At 39.5% G+C, this 16,228-nt stretch carries 12 protein-coding genes; 9 read left to right on the forward strand and 3 right to left on the reverse strand.

The window, feature by feature from the left end; all coding sequences use genetic code 11:
* Window positions 1-42: 42 nt before the first annotated feature.
* The gene (locus tag OLM56_RS08260; RefSeq protein ID WP_121377510.1) at window positions 43-1,218 is read right to left on the reverse strand and encodes a tetratricopeptide repeat protein; all 1,176 of its coding nucleotides are present in this window, start codon (window positions 1,216-1,218) and stop codon (window positions 43-45) included.
* Between the two features lie 240 nt (window positions 1,219-1,458).
* On the opposite strand from OLM56_RS08260, the gene tgt reads away from it, so the two are divergent.
* The 7 genes from tgt to OLM56_RS08295 all read left to right on the forward strand — a co-directional run bounded on the left by tgt (window position 1,459) and on the right by OLM56_RS08295 (window position 9,631).
* Window positions 1,459-2,589 (forward strand): tRNA guanosine(34) transglycosylase Tgt, encoded by a 1,131-nt coding sequence (gene tgt, locus OLM56_RS08265; RefSeq protein ID WP_264528955.1) that lies wholly within the window; start codon window positions 1,459-1,461, stop codon window positions 2,587-2,589.
* Window positions 2,590-2,625: 36 nt separating this feature from the next.
* Window positions 2,626-3,702, forward strand: coding sequence for an LptF/LptG family permease (locus tag OLM56_RS08270; protein ID WP_264528956.1), 1,077 nt, complete (start codon window positions 2,626-2,628; stop codon window positions 3,700-3,702).
* Window positions 3,689-4,588: a DMT family transporter gene (locus OLM56_RS08275; RefSeq protein ID WP_264528957.1), complete on the forward strand. Its 900-nt coding sequence runs from the start codon at window positions 3,689-3,691 to the stop codon at window positions 4,586-4,588. The genes OLM56_RS08270 and OLM56_RS08275 overlap by 14 nt, the downstream gene beginning before the upstream one ends.
* A 127-nt stretch (window positions 4,589-4,715) precedes the next feature.
* On the forward strand, window positions 4,716-5,669 hold the full coding sequence (locus OLM56_RS08280) for an acetyl-CoA carboxylase carboxyltransferase subunit alpha (RefSeq protein WP_121377506.1): 954 nt from the start codon (window positions 4,716-4,718) through the stop codon (window positions 5,667-5,669).
* A 142-nt stretch (window positions 5,670-5,811) separates the two neighbouring features.
* On the forward strand, window positions 5,812-7,356 hold the full coding sequence (gene dnaB / locus OLM56_RS08285; protein ID WP_121377505.1) for a replicative DNA helicase: 1,545 nt from the start codon (window positions 5,812-5,814) through the stop codon (window positions 7,354-7,356).
* An 85-nt stretch (window positions 7,357-7,441) separates the two neighbouring features.
* Entirely contained in the window at window positions 7,442-8,707 is a 1,266-nt protein-coding gene (locus OLM56_RS08290; RefSeq protein WP_264528958.1) for an asparagine synthetase B, read from the forward strand.
* A 12-nt stretch (window positions 8,708-8,719) separates the two neighbouring features.
* Window positions 8,720-9,631 (forward strand): glutaminase, encoded by a 912-nt coding sequence (locus OLM56_RS08295; protein ID WP_264528959.1) that lies wholly within the window; start codon window positions 8,720-8,722, stop codon window positions 9,629-9,631.
* A gap of 56 nt (window positions 9,632-9,687) precedes the next feature.
* Here the strand turns inward: OLM56_RS08295 and OLM56_RS08300 are convergent, their stop codons facing one another.
* Together OLM56_RS08300 and cphA are read right to left on the reverse strand one after the other, a co-directional pair.
* The gene (locus tag OLM56_RS08300; protein WP_264528960.1) at window positions 9,688-11,427 is read right to left on the reverse strand and encodes a T9SS type A sorting domain-containing protein; all 1,740 of its coding nucleotides are present in this window, start codon (window positions 11,425-11,427) and stop codon (window positions 9,688-9,690) included.
* Window positions 11,428-11,554: 127 nt separating this feature from the next.
* Window positions 11,555-14,179: a cyanophycin synthetase gene (cphA, locus tag OLM56_RS08305; protein WP_264528961.1), complete on the reverse strand. Its 2,625-nt coding sequence runs from the start codon at window positions 14,177-14,179 to the stop codon at window positions 11,555-11,557.
* A 285-nt stretch (window positions 14,180-14,464) separates the two neighbouring features.
* On the opposite strand from cphA, the gene OLM56_RS08310 reads away from it, so the two are divergent.
* Complete coding sequence (locus OLM56_RS08310) at window positions 14,465-15,334, forward strand: cyanophycinase (protein ID WP_121377500.1); 870 nt, start codon at window positions 14,465-14,467, stop codon at window positions 15,332-15,334.
* 4 nt (window positions 15,335-15,338) lie between these two features.
* Window positions 15,339-16,181: an isoaspartyl peptidase/L-asparaginase gene (locus OLM56_RS08315; RefSeq protein ID WP_264528962.1), complete on the forward strand. Its 843-nt coding sequence runs from the start codon at window positions 15,339-15,341 to the stop codon at window positions 16,179-16,181.
* The last annotated feature ends 47 nt before the right edge of the window (window positions 16,182-16,228 follow it).

Raw genomic sequence — 16,228 nt, forward strand, 5'->3', positions numbered from 1 at the left:
TGTCAAGAGTTATGGGAGCGAAAAGTACAGAAATATTATTTTCTAAATTTTTCGGCTCAGGTAATCTTTGGCCTCGGCAATCAACAGGTCTATATTATGTGTATAGCGGTCAAGTGACCTGCTTTTTAGAAATAATTTCAAAGCCTTTCCGTATTCGCCTTTGTCCTGATGGTAAATGCCAAGATTCCGAAAATAATAAGAATTGTAAGGGTCAAGTTCAAAAGAGAGATTGAGGTCGTGAAGCCCTTCTTCGATACGTCCTAGTTTTATTTTGGAAAGTCCCCTATTGTTGTAGGAATAGGCAAACGATTTGTCGATTTCAAGCGCTTTATCAAAGAAAGCAATCGCTTCTTCGTATTTTTCTAAAATATTTAAAGTATAGCCTTTATTGTTTAACGAATAGCTGTTCATGGGATTCAGCTTTAATGATTTGGCATAGAATTTCATTGCCTTTTCATGATTTTCATAGTGCGAATAAATAAGGCCAAGATTGGAATAGTCTTCGGAGTTCATCGTAAAGCGCTTCTTGAATTCCGAAAAATAAACCTTGGCTTTAAAATAGTCTTTTAACAGCAGATGACAATAAATAGCCCAACGATAGGTGTCCTGGTCTTGTAGGCCGGTGGAGAGAAGCGAATCAAAAAGAAAAGCTGCTTCTTTGTATTGTTTTTGGTTATATAAAGCTATAGCCTCAAAATATTGTTTGGGAAATCTTTTGTGTCGAAAAAGACGTACGAGCGAAGTGCCGTCGTTGTGACCGATTCTTCCGTCATGGAGAACTATGGAGCGACTGCTGGGAATAATATTTTTTAAAAAATCAAAAATTGAAAGCAATAAGAAGACCAAGAAAAGAAAAGACATGAAATCGGTAAGCTTGAGAGCAAAAGCCATATAACAGGAAACTATGCCAATAGAAAGAGAAGCAAGCGGGCCTGTTAAAGTATAAATGATTTTTTTGTTGATGGAGATGTTGCTGGCATGCGGAACACAAAGGCCGCCTTTCCATTTAAAAAGATTGTATTTTATCCAGATTTCCAGCTTGCCGACAGCGAATCTAAAACTCTGTTCAGTATCGCCATAGGAACCGAGGAATATCGTAGCACGTTCGCGCGTCATCAAAATGGCGGGAATTGCGTGGCCTAGCTCATGAAAGACCGTGAGCAAAGGCCTTGTTATTAGAAGTATAGCAAGCAATTCAGCCATCAATTGTGTTTTCATTGTCTATCAGGATTTGGCAGGGGAAATGCTTTTGGGGGTATCACATTCGGGTCTAAAAATAGCAATAAATTTTTTCTCAAGACAAATGCTCTTTTGGAACTTAAAAAACTGAAAGTAAACATTTTTTTGTGAAAACAGAATGGCTCTAGGATATGATGTTAAATTAAATCATAAATCTAAAATGATAAATTGTAAATAAATTATCTTTGCCTCCCGAAAGTTTGGGATAAAGAGAAAAGAATGAAATTTGAACTATTACAAAATGATCCGAATTCAAAGGCAAGAGCCGGAAAAATAACTACGGATCACGGTGTTATCGAAACGCCTATTTTTATGCCAGTTGGGACGGTTGCTTCCGTGAAAGGCGTACACCAGAGAGAACTGAAAGACGATATCAATCCTGATATTATTTTAGGAAATACCTATCACCTCTATTTGAGACCTCAAACGCAGATTCTTGAAAAAGCGGGAGGACTCCATAAATTCATGAACTGGGATCGTAATATCTTGACCGATTCAGGAGGCTATCAAGTGTATTCGCTTTCTTCTAACAGAAAAATAAAAGAAGAAGGCGTAAAGTTCAAATCTCATATCGACGGTTCGTATCATGTTTTTACACCAGAGAACGTCATGGAAATCCAAAGAACAATCGGGGCAGACATTATCATGGCTTTTGACGAATGTACACCATATCCATGCGACTATCGTTACGCTCAGCGCTCTATGCACATGACCCACAGATGGCTTGACAGATGCATCAATCATCTAGACAAGCTTCCTTATAAGTATGGGTATGAGCAGACATTTTTTCCAATCGTACAAGGAAGTACCTATAAGGATTTACGTCAGCAGTCGGCAGAATATATCGCAAATGCCGGAGCGCAAGGAAATGCAATAGGAGGGCTTTCGGTAGGAGAGCCAGCCGAAGAAATGTATGCGATGACCGAAGTCGTTACAGAAATTTTGCCAAAAGACAAACCGAGATATTTGATGGGAGTGGGTACTCCTATTAATATTTTAGAAAATATTGCGCTCGGGATCGATATGTTCGATTGCGTGATGCCTACCAGAAATGCTAGAAATGGAATGTTGTTTACAGCACATGGCACGATCAATATAAAAAACAAAAAGTGGGAAGACGATTTCTCTCCGCTTGATGAAATGGGACATACTTTTGTCGATACTGAATATACAAAAGCTTATCTGCGCCACCTTTTTGCCGCAAATGAATATCTTGGAAAGCAGATTGCGACTATCCATAACCTAGGTTTTTACATGTGGTTGGTTCGTGAAGCAAGAAAGCATATCTTAGCAGGAGATTTCCGAGTTTGGAAAGAAATGATGGTGAAGCAGATGGATCAAAGGCTGTAATTGATAGCCAAACTAAACTAACTATCTACAAGAAGAATGAAGATAATTGATAAATATATCCTGAAAAGATATTTAGCCACATTTTTTGTGATGCTGTTTCTGTTTATTCCGATTGGGATTGTTATCGACGTATCTGAAAAGATTAATAAGATTCTTCAGAACAAAGTGCCATTTGTTGAAGTTGCCTTTTATTATCTGAATTTCACGATTTATTTTGCCAATCTTCTTTTTCCGATTTTCTTGTTCCTATCAGTTATTTGGTTTACTTCAAAACTAGCTAATAATACGGAGATTATTGCTATATTAAGTTCTGGAATTTCGTTTAGCCGATTCTTACGTCCTTATATTATTGGTGCTACGATTATTTCGGTCTTGGCCTTACTTATGGGATTTTTTATCGTGCCCAAGGCAAGCCAAGGGTTTAATGATTTTAGGTATACTTATTTAAAAGGCAACAATAAAACGAGAGAAACATCGAATGTATACAGAGAAATCAGTCCAGGCGAGTTTATTTATGTCAGCAATTTCAACATTAATTCAAAAACCGCTTTCGATTTCTCGCTGAAGAAATTCAAAGACAACAAGCTTGATTTTAGTATCAATGCTAGTCGTATACACTATAATGAAAAAGATAGCACGTATTCGATGTATAATTATGTAAAAAGAACTTTGGGTACAACAGACGATAGATTAGAAACCGCGGCAAAAAAAGACACGGTTTTTAAATTTGATCTTGAAGATCTGACTCCTGTTATCTATATCGCAGAAACATTGACCGTAGGCGAATTGAACGATTTTATTGATAAAGAAAGAGAAAGAGGTTCTTCCAATATAAATACCTATCTCGTGGTTTTGTATAAAAAATACAGCCTTCCCGTGTCCGCATTTATCCTGACAGTTATCGCGGTAGCCGTATCTTCTATGAAAAGAAGAGGCGGAATGGGAATGAACCTTGCCATCGGAATCGGACTCGCTTTTACCTTTATCTTTTTTGATAAGATTTTCGGAACGTTAGCTGAAAAATCAAGCATACCGCCTTTTATAGCCGTTTGGCTTCCCAATTTTGTTTTTGGAATTTTAGCTATATACCTGCTTCGGAATGCAAAAAGATAACAACCTAAAAAGCTATCTAAATCTACATCTGATTGTTTTTATCTGGGGATTCACGGCAATTCTTGGCGAACTGATTACGGTAAAAGAAGAATCGGTTGTTTGGTACAGAATGCTGATGGCCGGAATCTTTATGCTCCTATACGTACTTATCACCAAAAAGCCTTGGCGCATTCCTCGCAAATCATTCTTCCATTTGATTGGCGTAGGCTTGCTGATTGCTCTACATTGGATTTTTTTCTTTAAAGCAATAAACGTCTCCAATGTTTCTATTACGCTGGCAGTATTTTCAACTGGCGCATTTTTCGCTTCGATATTAGAACCGATCTTCTTCAATAGAAAAATGCTTTGGTATGAAGTTTTCTTCGGATTGATAATCATCGGCGGACTTTTGATGATCATGCAGGTCGAGACCCGATACATTTTAGGAATGGTGTATGCGCTGATTTCAGTTTTTTTAGGCGTCATGTTTACGCTTTTTAACGGAAAATTAATTCGCGAATATGACCCGTCTGTAATTACCCTTTACGAATTTTTTGCAGGCGTCTTTTTTGTATCCCTTTATCTGTTATATGGAAGGAAGTTTACGCCAGAATTTTTTACGGTTTCACTAAACGACTGGATTTTGCTGCTGATACTTTCTTCAGTATGTACGGCTTATGCTTTTACAGCATCCGTAAACGTAATGAAAAAGCTTACTCCCTATACTGTCATGCTTACGACCAACATGGAACCGGTCTACGGAATCATGCTTGCCTATTTTATTTTAGGAGACAAAGAAAAGATGAGCCCCGCTTTTTATATCGGTGCCCTCATTATCTTGGCAACCGTAATATTGAACGGTATCCTAAAGAATTACAAATCAAAAAAATCACTGCAAGTTGATTAATAGCAGGCTTCTTTGAAGTTTGTTTTTTTAAGACCATAAGGCTTTAAATCTTTTCTAAATAAGCTTTCGTTCTTAAATGAAAATTCTATCTTTGCAGTTCGAACCAAACTAAAAATGCACAAGTCCTATGGAATATTTAGATTTTGAGCTCCCTATAAAAGAACTTGAAGACCAGTTAGACAAATGCCAAGTAATTGGTCAAGAATCAGACATTGACGTATCGAATACTTGCAAGCAGATTGAGAAAAAACTAGAAGAAACCAAGAAAAATATATATAAAAACCTAACTGCTTGGCAGCGTGTACAGTTGTCAAGACATCCGAGTCGTCCGTATACAATGGATCATGTGAATGCATTGTGTGGAGATAGTTTCTTAGAACTTTTTGGAGACAGAAATTTCAAAGACGACAAGGCGATGATTGGTGGTTTAGGAAAAATTGGTGGACAGTCGTTCATGATTGTTGGACAGCAAAAAGGATACAATACCAAAACACGCCAGTACCGTAATTTTGGTATGGCAAACCCAGAAGGCTACCGTAAAGCGTTACGTTTGATGAAAATGGCAGAGAAATTCGGAATTCCTGTAGTGACTTTGGTGGATACTCCGGGAGCTTATCCAGGTTTAGAAGCCGAAGAAAGAGGTCAAGGAGAAGCTATTGCAAGAAACATCCTTGAAATGATTCGCTTGAAAGTTCCAATCATCACTGTAATTGTTGGAGAAGGAGCTTCAGGTGGTGCATTAGGAATAGGCGTGGGTGATAAAGTATACATGTTAGAAAATACATGGTACTCTGTTATTTCTCCAGAATCCTGTTCTTCCATCTTATGGAGAAGCTGGGAATACAAAGAGCAAGCAGCGGAAGCATTAAAACTGACTTCATTTGACATGAAAAAACAAAAGCTGATTGACGATATCATTCCAGAACCGCTAGGCGGCGCTCACTATGATAGAGATACCACGTTCAAATCAGTAGAAAAATACATATTGAAAGGATATAACGAATTAAAAGACTTATCAACAGCTGAATTAGTATCCCAAAGAATGGATAAATACAGCAAAATGGGCGAATTTAAAGAGTAAACCTTACGAAAAGAAGAACTAAATCCGAAGCCCCGTGGTTTCGGATTTTTTTTTGGTTATCAACACAATTTTAATACTTATAAACATACGGTAACTAACAAGTCAAAGGCATTTTTTTTTAATTTTTAGTTACATTCGCATTATGGAAAATCTCAGAAATATAAACCCGATTAAAGTAGACAAAACTACTATAATCAATCTCGAAAAAGGAAAGCTCCCGCCGCAAGCGCTCGACCTTGAGGAAGCTGTCTTGGGTGCGATGATGATTGATAAAAAAGGGGTGGATGAGGTGATCGATATTCTCCAGCCAGATGCTTTTTACAAAGAAGCCCACAAGTATATTTTTGAAGCTATTGTACAGCTTTTCAACGATTCACAGCCGATTGACTTATTAACAGTCTCAGCGCAACTTAAAAAGAGTGCAAAACTGGATTTGTCTGGTGGTGATTTCTACTTGATTCAGCTTACGCAAAAAATTTCGTCTTCAGCACATATCGAGTTTCACTCGAGGATTATCCTTCAAAAGTTTATCCAACGAAGCTTGATCAAGATTTCTTCTGAAATTATCGAAGAATCCTACGATGAAACGACCGATGTTTTTGATTTGCTTGATAAAGCCGAATCCAAATTATACGAAGTAACGCAAGGAAACATCAAAAGAAGTTCCGAAACGGCACAAAGCTTGGTGATTCAAGCAAAGAAAAGAATCGAAGAAATTGCAAATAAGGAAGGTCTGAGCGGTGTTGCTACCGGCTTTGAAAAACTAGACAAAGTAACTTCTGGATGGCAGCCGAGTGATTTGATTATTATCGCAGCACGTCCGGGTATGGGTAAGACCGCTTTCGTATTGTCGATGGCAAGAAACATTGCGATTGATTTCGGACACGCTGTCGCTTTGTTCTCTCTGGAGATGTCCTCTGTACAGCTAATTACCCGTCTGATTTCTTCCGAAACCGGACTTTCTTCCGAAAAGCTTCGTACCGGAAAATTAGAAAAACACGAATGGGAACAGTTGAGTATCAAGGTGAAAAACCTTGAAAAAGCACCCTTATATATTGATGATACGCCGTCGCTTTCCATTTTTGATTTAAGAGCTAAGGCACGTCGTTTAGCCTCGCAATACGGAATCAAGCTTATCATTGTCGATTACCTTCAGCTGATGACAGCAGGCGGTAACGGAAAAGGTGGAGGAAACCGTGAACAAGAGATTTCTACCATTTCTCGAAACCTGAAAGCATTAGCAAAGGAGCTTAATGTTCCTGTGATTGCACTGTCACAGCTTTCGCGTGCGGTAGAGACGCGTGGTTCGAGTAAAAGGCCGCTGCTTTCGGATCTTAGGGAGTCGGGTGCGATTGAGCAGGATGCGGATATCGTTTCGTTTATCTACCGTCCGGAATACTATAAAATTGACGAATGGGATGATGATGAACACTCGCCAACAGAAGGCCAAGCCGAATTTATCATTGCGAAACATAGAAATGGTAGTTTGGAAAACGTAAGGCTGAAATTTATCGGAAATCTCGGTAAGTTCGATAACCTTGACGAATACGGAACCAGCTTTGATGATCTGCCTTCCAAAATGAACATGCAAGACAATCCATTTTTGACAAAAAATCTGCCATCGGCTAACGATGCTTTCGGTAGCAATATGAACAGCGTGGATGATGACAGCGATGTTCCATTCTAAATAAAATCAGAATCCGCTCATTTGGGCGGATTTTTTTATAATTTACTTTCTCAAAAACCGTTATCTTTGAAATAAAAAGTTTAGAATGCCTTTTAGAAAACTATTCCATATACTTCTATTGCTCTTGATTTCCATGCCTTCATGGGCTTCTTTTATTTTGCTTCCGATGGACGAATCGTCGCAGCAGAATCATTTGAAAGCCTACGGAATTACTTATTGGTCATTAGACAAGCATTATAAAGTGAGCTGGCTGTTGAATTACAGAGGAGGCTCTTTTCTTTTGCCTGATGCACCGGAAATACGAAAAGAGTGCCAGATTCGCGGCGTTAGTTTTGAACTGCTTTCGGATGGACAGGCGAACCAGATTTTAGATGAAATCAGCAGTCCTTCCCAAAATATGGAAACGGTAGTTTTAGAAAAAGCCCCGAAGATTGCCGTATATACGCCAAAAGGCAAACAGCCTTGGGACGATGCCGTTACCTTGGTCTTGACCTATGCTGAGATTCCTTTTACGGCGATTTATGATGAAGAGGTTTTATCAGATGGCTTGCTTTTATACGACTGGCTTCACTTGCACCATGAAGATTTTACCGGACAATACGGTAAGTTTTTTGGAGCCTATAGAAATGCGCCTTGGTACATCGAACAGAAAAAAGAAGCTGAAGAACTAGCCAAAAAATTAGGCTACAGTAAAGTATCCGAAGAAAAATTAGCCGTGGCAAAAAAGATCCGCGATTTTGTGATTGGCGGTGGATTCATGTTTGCCATGTGTTCTGCAACCGACAGTTTTGATATCGCCTTAGCCGCAGAAGGCGTCGACATTTGCGAGCCGATGTTTGACGGTGATGAAAGCGAAGGAAACTACCAGTCTAAAATAGACTACAATAATAGCTTTGCGTTTAAGGATTATATTTTGGAAAGAAACCCTATTGTTTATGAGTTTTCGGATATCGACATGACGCAGAAAAGAAACATTATGCCCGAGAAGGATTATTTTACCTTAATGGATTATTCTGCAAAATGGGACCCGATTCCGAGCATGCTCTGCCAAAACCATACGCAATTAATCAAAGGATTCATGGGACAGACGACTTCTTTTGACAGCGACAGGATTAAGTCTAGCGTTTTGGTCATGGGCGAAAACAAAGTGAATAATGAAGCAAGATACATCCATGGCACGAAAGGAAAAGGAATGTTTACCTATTTTGGCGGACACGATCCAGAAGATTATCAGCATAGAGTAGGCGATGCTCCTACCGTTTTAGACCTTCATCCTAATTCTCCTGGCTATAGGCTTATACTTAACAATGTACTCTTTCCTGCGGCTAGGAAGAAAAAGCTAAAAACCTAGTCGGCCAAGGGAATGAATTATCAAAAAATAATAGAGGAGGTTTTCGAAGAAGCCAAATCCTTTCCGCAAATTGGATATGTCCCTGATACAATTCCTGAACTTGCAAAAATAGATCCAAATAAATTCGGCATACACCTTACGACCATAAAAGGACAGGATTATGGCATTGGCGACAGCAACGAAAAGTTTTCAATCCAAAGTGTTTCTAAAGCCCTGACCGTAGCGCTAGCTTTTTCTTTTTTAGGAGAAGAAACCTGGAAGCGGGTAGGTGTGGAACCTTCCGGTACTGCTTTTAATTCTTTAGTTCAGCTTGAATTTGAAAAAGGAATTCCGAGAAATCCTTTTATTAATGCCGGAGCGTTGGTCATTGCTGATATGCTGGTAACCCATCTTAAAAATCCGAAAGAAGATTTTTTGGCTTTTATCAGGATGATTTCAGGTACACAATCCATTGACTTTAATCTAAAAGTCGCACAATCCGAAAAAGATACCGGATTTCGAAATGCAGCATTAGCCAATTTCCTGAAATCTTTTGGCAATATTGAAAACGACGTAGAAACCGTCTTAGATTTCTATTTCCACCAATGCGCTATCGAAATGACTTGTAAAGAACTGGCCCATTCGTTCTATTTCTTTGCAAACGAAGGCAAGACGATAGACGGAAAACAAGTCTTGTCAAAAAGCCATGTCAAACGTTTAAATGCGCTGATGCAAACTTGCGGCTTTTATGACGAATCTGGAGAGTTTACCTATAAAGTTGGTCTTCCGGGGAAAAGTGGCGTCGGTGGCGGTATTGCTGCGTTATTCCCGAAACACTTTACGATTGTCACTTGGAGCCCGCGTCTTAACGAGAAAGGAAATTCAGAATTAGGCATGAACGCTCTGGAGTTGTTTACGACCAAAACAGGAATGTCTATATTTTAATAAAAAATCCCAAGCTGCTGCTTGGGATTTGTACTTTTAAAAAGGGAGCTAACGGTTTAGCTTTTTATAAACTTGATGCTCTTTTGCGTCGTGCCATTTTCTATCTTCAAGACATATGTACCCAAAGCCAAATCTTTAACATCAATAGCAATTGTGTCCGTGTTGGCAGGTTCTATAGACTTTATTCTTTTTCCTGTCAGATCAAATACAGTAAAATGCATCGCTTCTGCAGCATCCAATCCAGAAATATAAAGCTGGTCTTGTGAAGGGTTTGGATAAACAGTAAATCCTTTTCCAGAATGCTCTTCAATACTTAACGTTTTATCTCTCTTTGCGATATACGTAAGGCTTTTGCCATTCGGATTGGCCAAAGTAATATTTCCTAAAGTAAAAGTAGGATTCGACGTTTTGCCGCTAAAATACACCACATTCTGATCTGCCGAAATATCTAAAATCTTGATGTCTCTTGAATTCTCAGCTTCTGTTAATTTATAAAAATCGCTCGCAGTACCATTAGTGTCAAATTTTACAGAAAATAAGTTCGTATTATAATTGTCGTTCTGGATAAAGAAGTTGTTGCCAAAGTTAATATACGATGTAAAAATGCCTGTTACGTGAATGTTATTGCTGTTGTCAATAAACATACGGCTAAAAAAGTTAGTTCCTATACCCGTGCTAGGCTGCGCATCTGTCGCTATTTTTGCTGCTTTCGCCCAAAGAACATTGCCTGCCGTAGCATATTTTACAAGATATGAGCCATAATTTCCAGGGAAATTTAAAGTGGTGCCGCCAAAGTTTACCGTAGATCGATATACCTGTCCGATAAGATAGACATTATTATTGCTGTCGGTAGCAAGATCCGTCACGATGCTATGCGCGCTAGAATTTGTCGCAGCCGTAGACGCCCAAGACACATTGCCCGTACTGTCGTATTTGGCAATAAATAGATTCGCATTATTCGTAGTAACCGACTTTGTCAGGTTGATAGATCCGAAAGAAGTAGCGCGGCAAAAAAACATTCCTGCAACATATACATTCCCAAGATTGTCGACAGCCAAGCCTCTAGGCTGCGTTCCAATTCTATGCGGTTCTTCAATGGTCGCGCTGCCATTATACGTTGACGATTTGAGCCAAATCGCATTTCCGTTCAAATCAAGCTTGGCGACAAAAGTCTTGTCCATATAGGTGACTACAGCGGTATATCCAACACTCGGCGCCGTAATATTATCTAACGTAAAAGTATTTCCTGTATAAGTCCCGGCAAGATACAAGTAGTTGTCCTTATATTTTAGGAGTGCACTCCCGTTATAATTTATCTGTTTGCTCCAAATAACATTACCGTTCAAGTCCAATTTGGCTATAAAGCTCTTGGTTTCATTATTGGGAGTTTGATACGTATTGGTACCGATAGTCATGTCGCCATTAAAATGTCCGGTAATATAAAAATGAGCATTGTTGTCATAAGCGATAGAAGTAATCGCTTCGAATTTTGAACCAGAAAAATGCTTGAGAACCTGAACGTTTCCTTCTGAATCATGCTTGGTAATATACGTATCCTGATAGCCTATTGTCGGATTGCCCAAAATATCGCTGGAATTGTTAATCACCGTTTCTCCAATAGTCAACGTAGCACCACTAAAAGTGCCGATGTGGTAGCTGTTTTTCTGATTGTCTATAAAAGAACTTGTAATTGCAGCATTGCTGATGTCTTCAAAAGTCTTAGCCCAGACCCATCCTGTATCTTGTGCATGGATAATGGTACTGAAAAATAGAATCAATAAGGTAATTTTCTTCATTATTATTTAATTTTTAGGGAGTTCTTAGGGAATAAATATAAGAATTAATTAAATAATTGAAGAAAAATAAAAACTGCTTAAAGCAACAAAGATGTTGCATTTAAGCAGTTTTATGTATTTTTTAAACTTAAACTATCCCATCTTCATTTTCTTTGTCGAGATATTGCTGTACGATTTCGATAGCATTGGTAACGACATCGCTCAAGGCAGTGATAAAAGTGCCTTCGTCTGCACTGTTTATAGCATGCTTGATTGCTTCGGTTTCTTTCGGAATAATCTCATACGTAATGTCTCTTCCGGATTCTTCGATGCCTTCTAAGATCAAGTTGATGATTTCTTCTTCCGTTCTTCCTCTCAGGTGTTTTTCTTGGCGGATGATGATATGGTCGAACATTCTTCCGGCAATCATACCACATTCTTTAATGTCTTCATCACGTCGGTCGCCAACGCCCGCAATGATTCCTATTTTTCTGGTAGCCTCAATATTGTTGAGCAAGTCTTCAATCGCCATATATCCTGACGGATTATGCGCAAAGTCAATCATCACCTTGAATTTTTTAAATTCAAAAATGTTCATCCTGCCCGGAGTCTGTGCCACGCTAGGAATAAACGTCTGCAGCGAAAGGCTGATATCTTCCGTTTTGAATCCCCATAAATAAGAAGCCAACGTAGCGGCCAAGACATTCGCAACCATGAATTTGGCTTTTCCGCCCAAGGTTAACGGAATATGCGCGGCTTTTTCAACGCGTATTTTCCAGTCGCCTTTTTTTATCGTGATGTATCCGTTTTCATAAACGGCCACAATCTTTCCTTCTTTTCCTAATTTCTTGACGAGCGGATTTTCTTCGTCCATACTAAAAAAAGCAACGTTGCATTCTAGTTCCGAAGCAATTTTTACGCACTCGTCGTCATCGGCATTCAAGATGGCCCAGCCGTCTTTTTTCACGCTGCGGACAACTACTTTTTTCACGCGTGCGAGATCCGAAAGCGTATCGATATCGTTCAATCCCAGATGGTCAGAAGAAATATTCGTGATGATTCCAATGTCACAGCGGCTAAAACCTAAACCGGAACGGAGGATTCCGCCACGCGCCGTTTCAAGCACGGCAAATTCTACAGTAGGATCTTTTAAGATGTATTCGGTACTTATCGGTCCCGTCGTATCTCCTTTTTCGAGCATGTGATTTTGGATGTAGATTCCGTCCGAAGTCGTAAATCCTACTTTATATCCGTTGTTTTTTACGATATGCGCCAGAAGACGCGTTGTTGTTGTCTTTCCATTCGTTCCTGTAACGGCAATAATCGGAATGCGGCTTGGTTTTCCTGGAGGATATAACATATCGATTACAGGAGAAGCCACGTTTCTCGGCAATCCTTCCGACGGAGCTAAGTGCATCCTAAAACCAGGAGCGGCATTCACTTCTAAGATAACGCCACCGTTTTCATTCAGCGGCTGTGTCAGGTTCTCTGCCATGATATCGATACCGCAGATATCCAGTCCGATGACTCTTGAAATTCTTTCTGCCAAGAAAATATTTTCAGGATGCATCATATCTGTAACATCTACAGACGTTCCTCCTGTGCTTAAGTTGGCAGTCGATTTTAGATATACGATTTCTCCTTTTCTTGGAACGGTTTCTAACGTATAATTCATCTTTGCCAGCAAATCTGTAGTGTCGCGATCAACAGTAATCTCTGTTAATACATTTTCATGGCCATAGCCTCTCCTTGGGTCGAGATTTTCAGTATCAATCAGTTGCTGAATCGTGCTTGTTCCATTTCCTTTTACGTGTGCAGGAACTCTCTGCGCAGCCGCAACAATCTTGTTGTCGATAACCAATACGCGGAAGTCGAAACCCGTCACAAATTTTTCTACGATAACACGACGGCTGTATTTTTGTGCATAAACCAGTCCTTCTTTGGCATCTTGAAGATTCATCACGTTAATTGAAGCTCCTTTGCCATGATTTCCGTCCAACGGTTTGATGACAATCGGAAAGCCTATCTTTTTGATTGTTTCTTCTAAGCCTTCTTCATCTACGCAAATGTCGCCTTTGGCTACAGGAATCGAAGCATTGTCCAGCATACGCTTGGTTTCTTCTTTATTGCAGGCAATATCTACCGCAATGCTGCTGGTTTTGCAGGTAATCGTGGCTTGAAAACGCATCTGGTTGATTCCATAACCAAGCTGTACTAATGAATTAGTTCCTAAACGAATCCACGGTATATCTCTTGCAACGGCTTCTTCCACAATACTTCCGGTACTAGGCCCTAAACGGACGCGTTCTCTAATTTCTCGCATTTTCTGGATGTCGGTTTCCAGATCATATTCTGTTCCCGCAATCAGCGCTTCGGCAATAGCCACGGCAGACTCGGCTGCAAACAGTCCTACATTTTCTTCGGTATAGCTAAAAACAACATTATAGACTCCAGGAGTTTTTGTCTCGCGGGTTCTTCCGAATCCCGTTTCCATTCCCGCCAGCGTTTGGATTTCTAAAGCAATATGCTCAATAACATGGCCCATCCACGTACCCCTTTCGATGCGCATAAAAAAACCTCCAGGAACTCCTTCGGAACAGCGATGTTCGTACATAGTAGGAAACATGGCTTCAATTCTTTCTTTAAAACCGTCGATCTTGTTGGTCGGATATTGTTCCATTTCCTCAAGATCCAAACGCATCTGGATTAGTTTTTTTCTTTGAACGCTCCAAATGTTAGGTCCTCGCAAGGCTTGTATCTTTAGTATTTTCATAAATGATGGGTTAGTTTTATTGTAAATTATTAATTTACAGCCGTTTATATTTAGTTGTCGAAATCTGTATACTGTAAGCTATATATTTTTTAGAAATTTAGTTAAAAAAATTATAATACGACTGTACTAAAATAATTTTTTTAAAATATCAATCAAATTTTTTTTAATTCTTTAGAACAAGACTAGCGTAAAAACGGAATTGTAAAAAGTTAGAATAAAACTCCCCAGATTAATTGTGTTTTTTAAGTTTTTGGTTATTTTTACCGAATTCACATACCATTTGAAATGAATATAAAAGGAAAATTAATGATTATTGGTGGTGCTGTAGATAAAGGAAGTTTTACAGAAGCCAGTTTTGATGCCAATGTGGCCAACAATTTGAATTTCTTCGAGACGGGGATATTAAAAAGGCTGCTGATTGAATCAAAACACAAAGAAAAGTCAAGAATTGAAGTCGTAACCACAGCGTCAAAAATACCAAGAGAAGTAGGCCCAGAATATGTAAAGGCATTGCAATACCTGAATGCCACCAACGTTGATGTACTCCACATCGAAAAAAGAGAGCAGGCTACAGAACCTGAAGTCTTGCAGCGATTACGGGAAGCCGATGTCGTGATGTTTACCGGAGGCGACCAGCTACGACTAACATCAATTTTAGGAGGCACAGAATTTCATGATATCTTATTAGATAAATATAGAAACGAAGAATTTTTATATGCAGGAACTTCTGCAGGAGCGGCTGCAGCCTCAACCAATATGATCTACCAAGGAAGCAGCTCTGAAGCTTTGCTAAAAGGCGAAGTGAAGATTACAAGCGGGCTCGGACTGATAGATGACGTGATTATCGATACGCATTTTGTGCAGAGAGGAAGAATCGGACGATTGTTCCAGGCGGTTGTAGGAAATCCTAAAGTATTAGGAATTGGTTTGGGAGAAGATACTGGTCTGCTTATTATAGATAACAAGATGGAAGCCATAGGCTCTGGATTGGTAATCTTAGTAGACGGACGCCAAATTAAAGATACCAATCTGACGCAGATTGAATTGGGACAGCCCGTTTCGATCAACAATCTGATTGTTCACGTGATGAGCAAATACGATACGTATGATTTGAAAACCAACAAAATGCACATCCAATCTTCGCAATACGTTTAAAGACATGAAAATTATAATTCACGGCGGTTTTTTTTCGGAGTCATCCACAAGTCAGGAAACTAAGGTTGCCAAGCAAAATGCGTTGTTGCGCATTGCGAAAGACGCGCATGCTTTTTTAAAAACACATTCTGCTTTAGAAACCGCCGTGTATGCCGTCTCACTTTTAGAAGACGACGAGCTGTTTAATGCAGGCATCGGCTCTCAGATACAAAGCGACGGAAAGATACGCATGAGCGCTTCTTTGATGGATGGCTTTGCACACAAGATGAGCGGCGTTATTAATATCGAAGAAGTAAAAAACCCGATTCAGGTTGCCAAGATTCTACTGGATTACGACGATAAGGTTTTAGGCGGAAGCGGCGCGACCAATTTTGCACGGAAGCACGGTTTTGAAGCATTTTCTACCGAAATTCCACAACGACGTGCAGAATACGAAGCCAAATTGCAATCATTAGGCACCGGAACCGTAGGCTGCGTAGCATTAGACAGCGACGGAAAAATTGCCGTAGCGACATCAACAGGAGGAAAGGGATTTGAAATTCCTGGAAGAATATCAGATTCTGCTACTGTTGCCGGAAACTATGCCAATGAATACTGCGGCGTGAGCCTTACGGGCGTAGGCGAAGATATTGTTAGCGGCGCCGTTGCGGCCAAAATCGTAACCCGTGTGACCGATGGCTTTTCTTTAAAAGAAGCATTCGAAAAAACATTCAACGAGCTAAAACCTTTTGACGGTTTTGCAGGAGCCATTGCGATTGATAAAGACGGAAACATTTTCCATCAAGATTCGCACCCAAGCATGGTGTTTGCCAGCTTTGATGGTGTGAATGAGGAAGTTTTTAATTAAAAATTATTTCTAATAAAGTACTGTCAGATTTATATCATCACAAGAAA

It is taken from the genome of Flavobacterium sp. N2550 (assembly GCF_025947265.1).
In the GTDB taxonomy this organism is placed as follows: Bacteria; Bacteroidota; Bacteroidia; order Flavobacteriales; family Flavobacteriaceae; genus Flavobacterium; species Flavobacterium endophyticum.

What these genes read in the sequence shown, in the direction of transcription:
- OLM56_RS08315 (WP_264528962.1), top strand. Translation starts at nt 15,339, where the DNA reads ATGAAAATTATAATTCACGGCGGTTTTTTTTCGGAGTCATCCACAAGT.
- OLM56_RS08270 (WP_264528956.1), top strand. Translation starts at nt 2,626, where the DNA reads ATGAAGATAATTGATAAATATATCCTGAAAAGATATTTAGCCACATTT.
- dnaB (WP_121377505.1), top strand. Translation starts at nt 5,812, where the DNA reads ATGGAAAATCTCAGAAATATAAACCCGATTAAAGTAGACAAAACTACT.
- OLM56_RS08280 (WP_121377506.1), top strand. Translation starts at nt 4,716, where the DNA reads ATGGAATATTTAGATTTTGAGCTCCCTATAAAAGAACTTGAAGACCAG.
- OLM56_RS08300 (WP_264528960.1), bottom strand. Translation starts at nt 11,427, where the DNA reads ATGAAGAAAATTACCTTATTGATTCTATTTTTCAGTACCATTATCCAT.
- cphA (WP_264528961.1), bottom strand. Translation starts at nt 14,179, where the DNA reads ATGAAAATACTAAAGATACAAGCCTTGCGAGGACCTAACATTTGGAGC.
- OLM56_RS08295 (WP_264528959.1), top strand. Translation starts at nt 8,720, where the DNA reads ATGAATTATCAAAAAATAATAGAGGAGGTTTTCGAAGAAGCCAAATCC.
- OLM56_RS08310 (WP_121377500.1), top strand. Translation starts at nt 14,465, where the DNA reads ATGAATATAAAAGGAAAATTAATGATTATTGGTGGTGCTGTAGATAAA.
- OLM56_RS08290 (WP_264528958.1), top strand. Translation starts at nt 7,442, where the DNA reads ATGCCTTTTAGAAAACTATTCCATATACTTCTATTGCTCTTGATTTCC.
- OLM56_RS08275 (WP_264528957.1), top strand. Translation starts at nt 3,689, where the DNA reads ATGCAAAAAGATAACAACCTAAAAAGCTATCTAAATCTACATCTGATT.
- OLM56_RS08260 (WP_121377510.1), bottom strand. Translation starts at nt 1,218, where the DNA reads ATGAAAACACAATTGATGGCTGAATTGCTTGCTATACTTCTAATAACA.
- tgt (WP_264528955.1), top strand. Translation starts at nt 1,459, where the DNA reads ATGAAATTTGAACTATTACAAAATGATCCGAATTCAAAGGCAAGAGCC.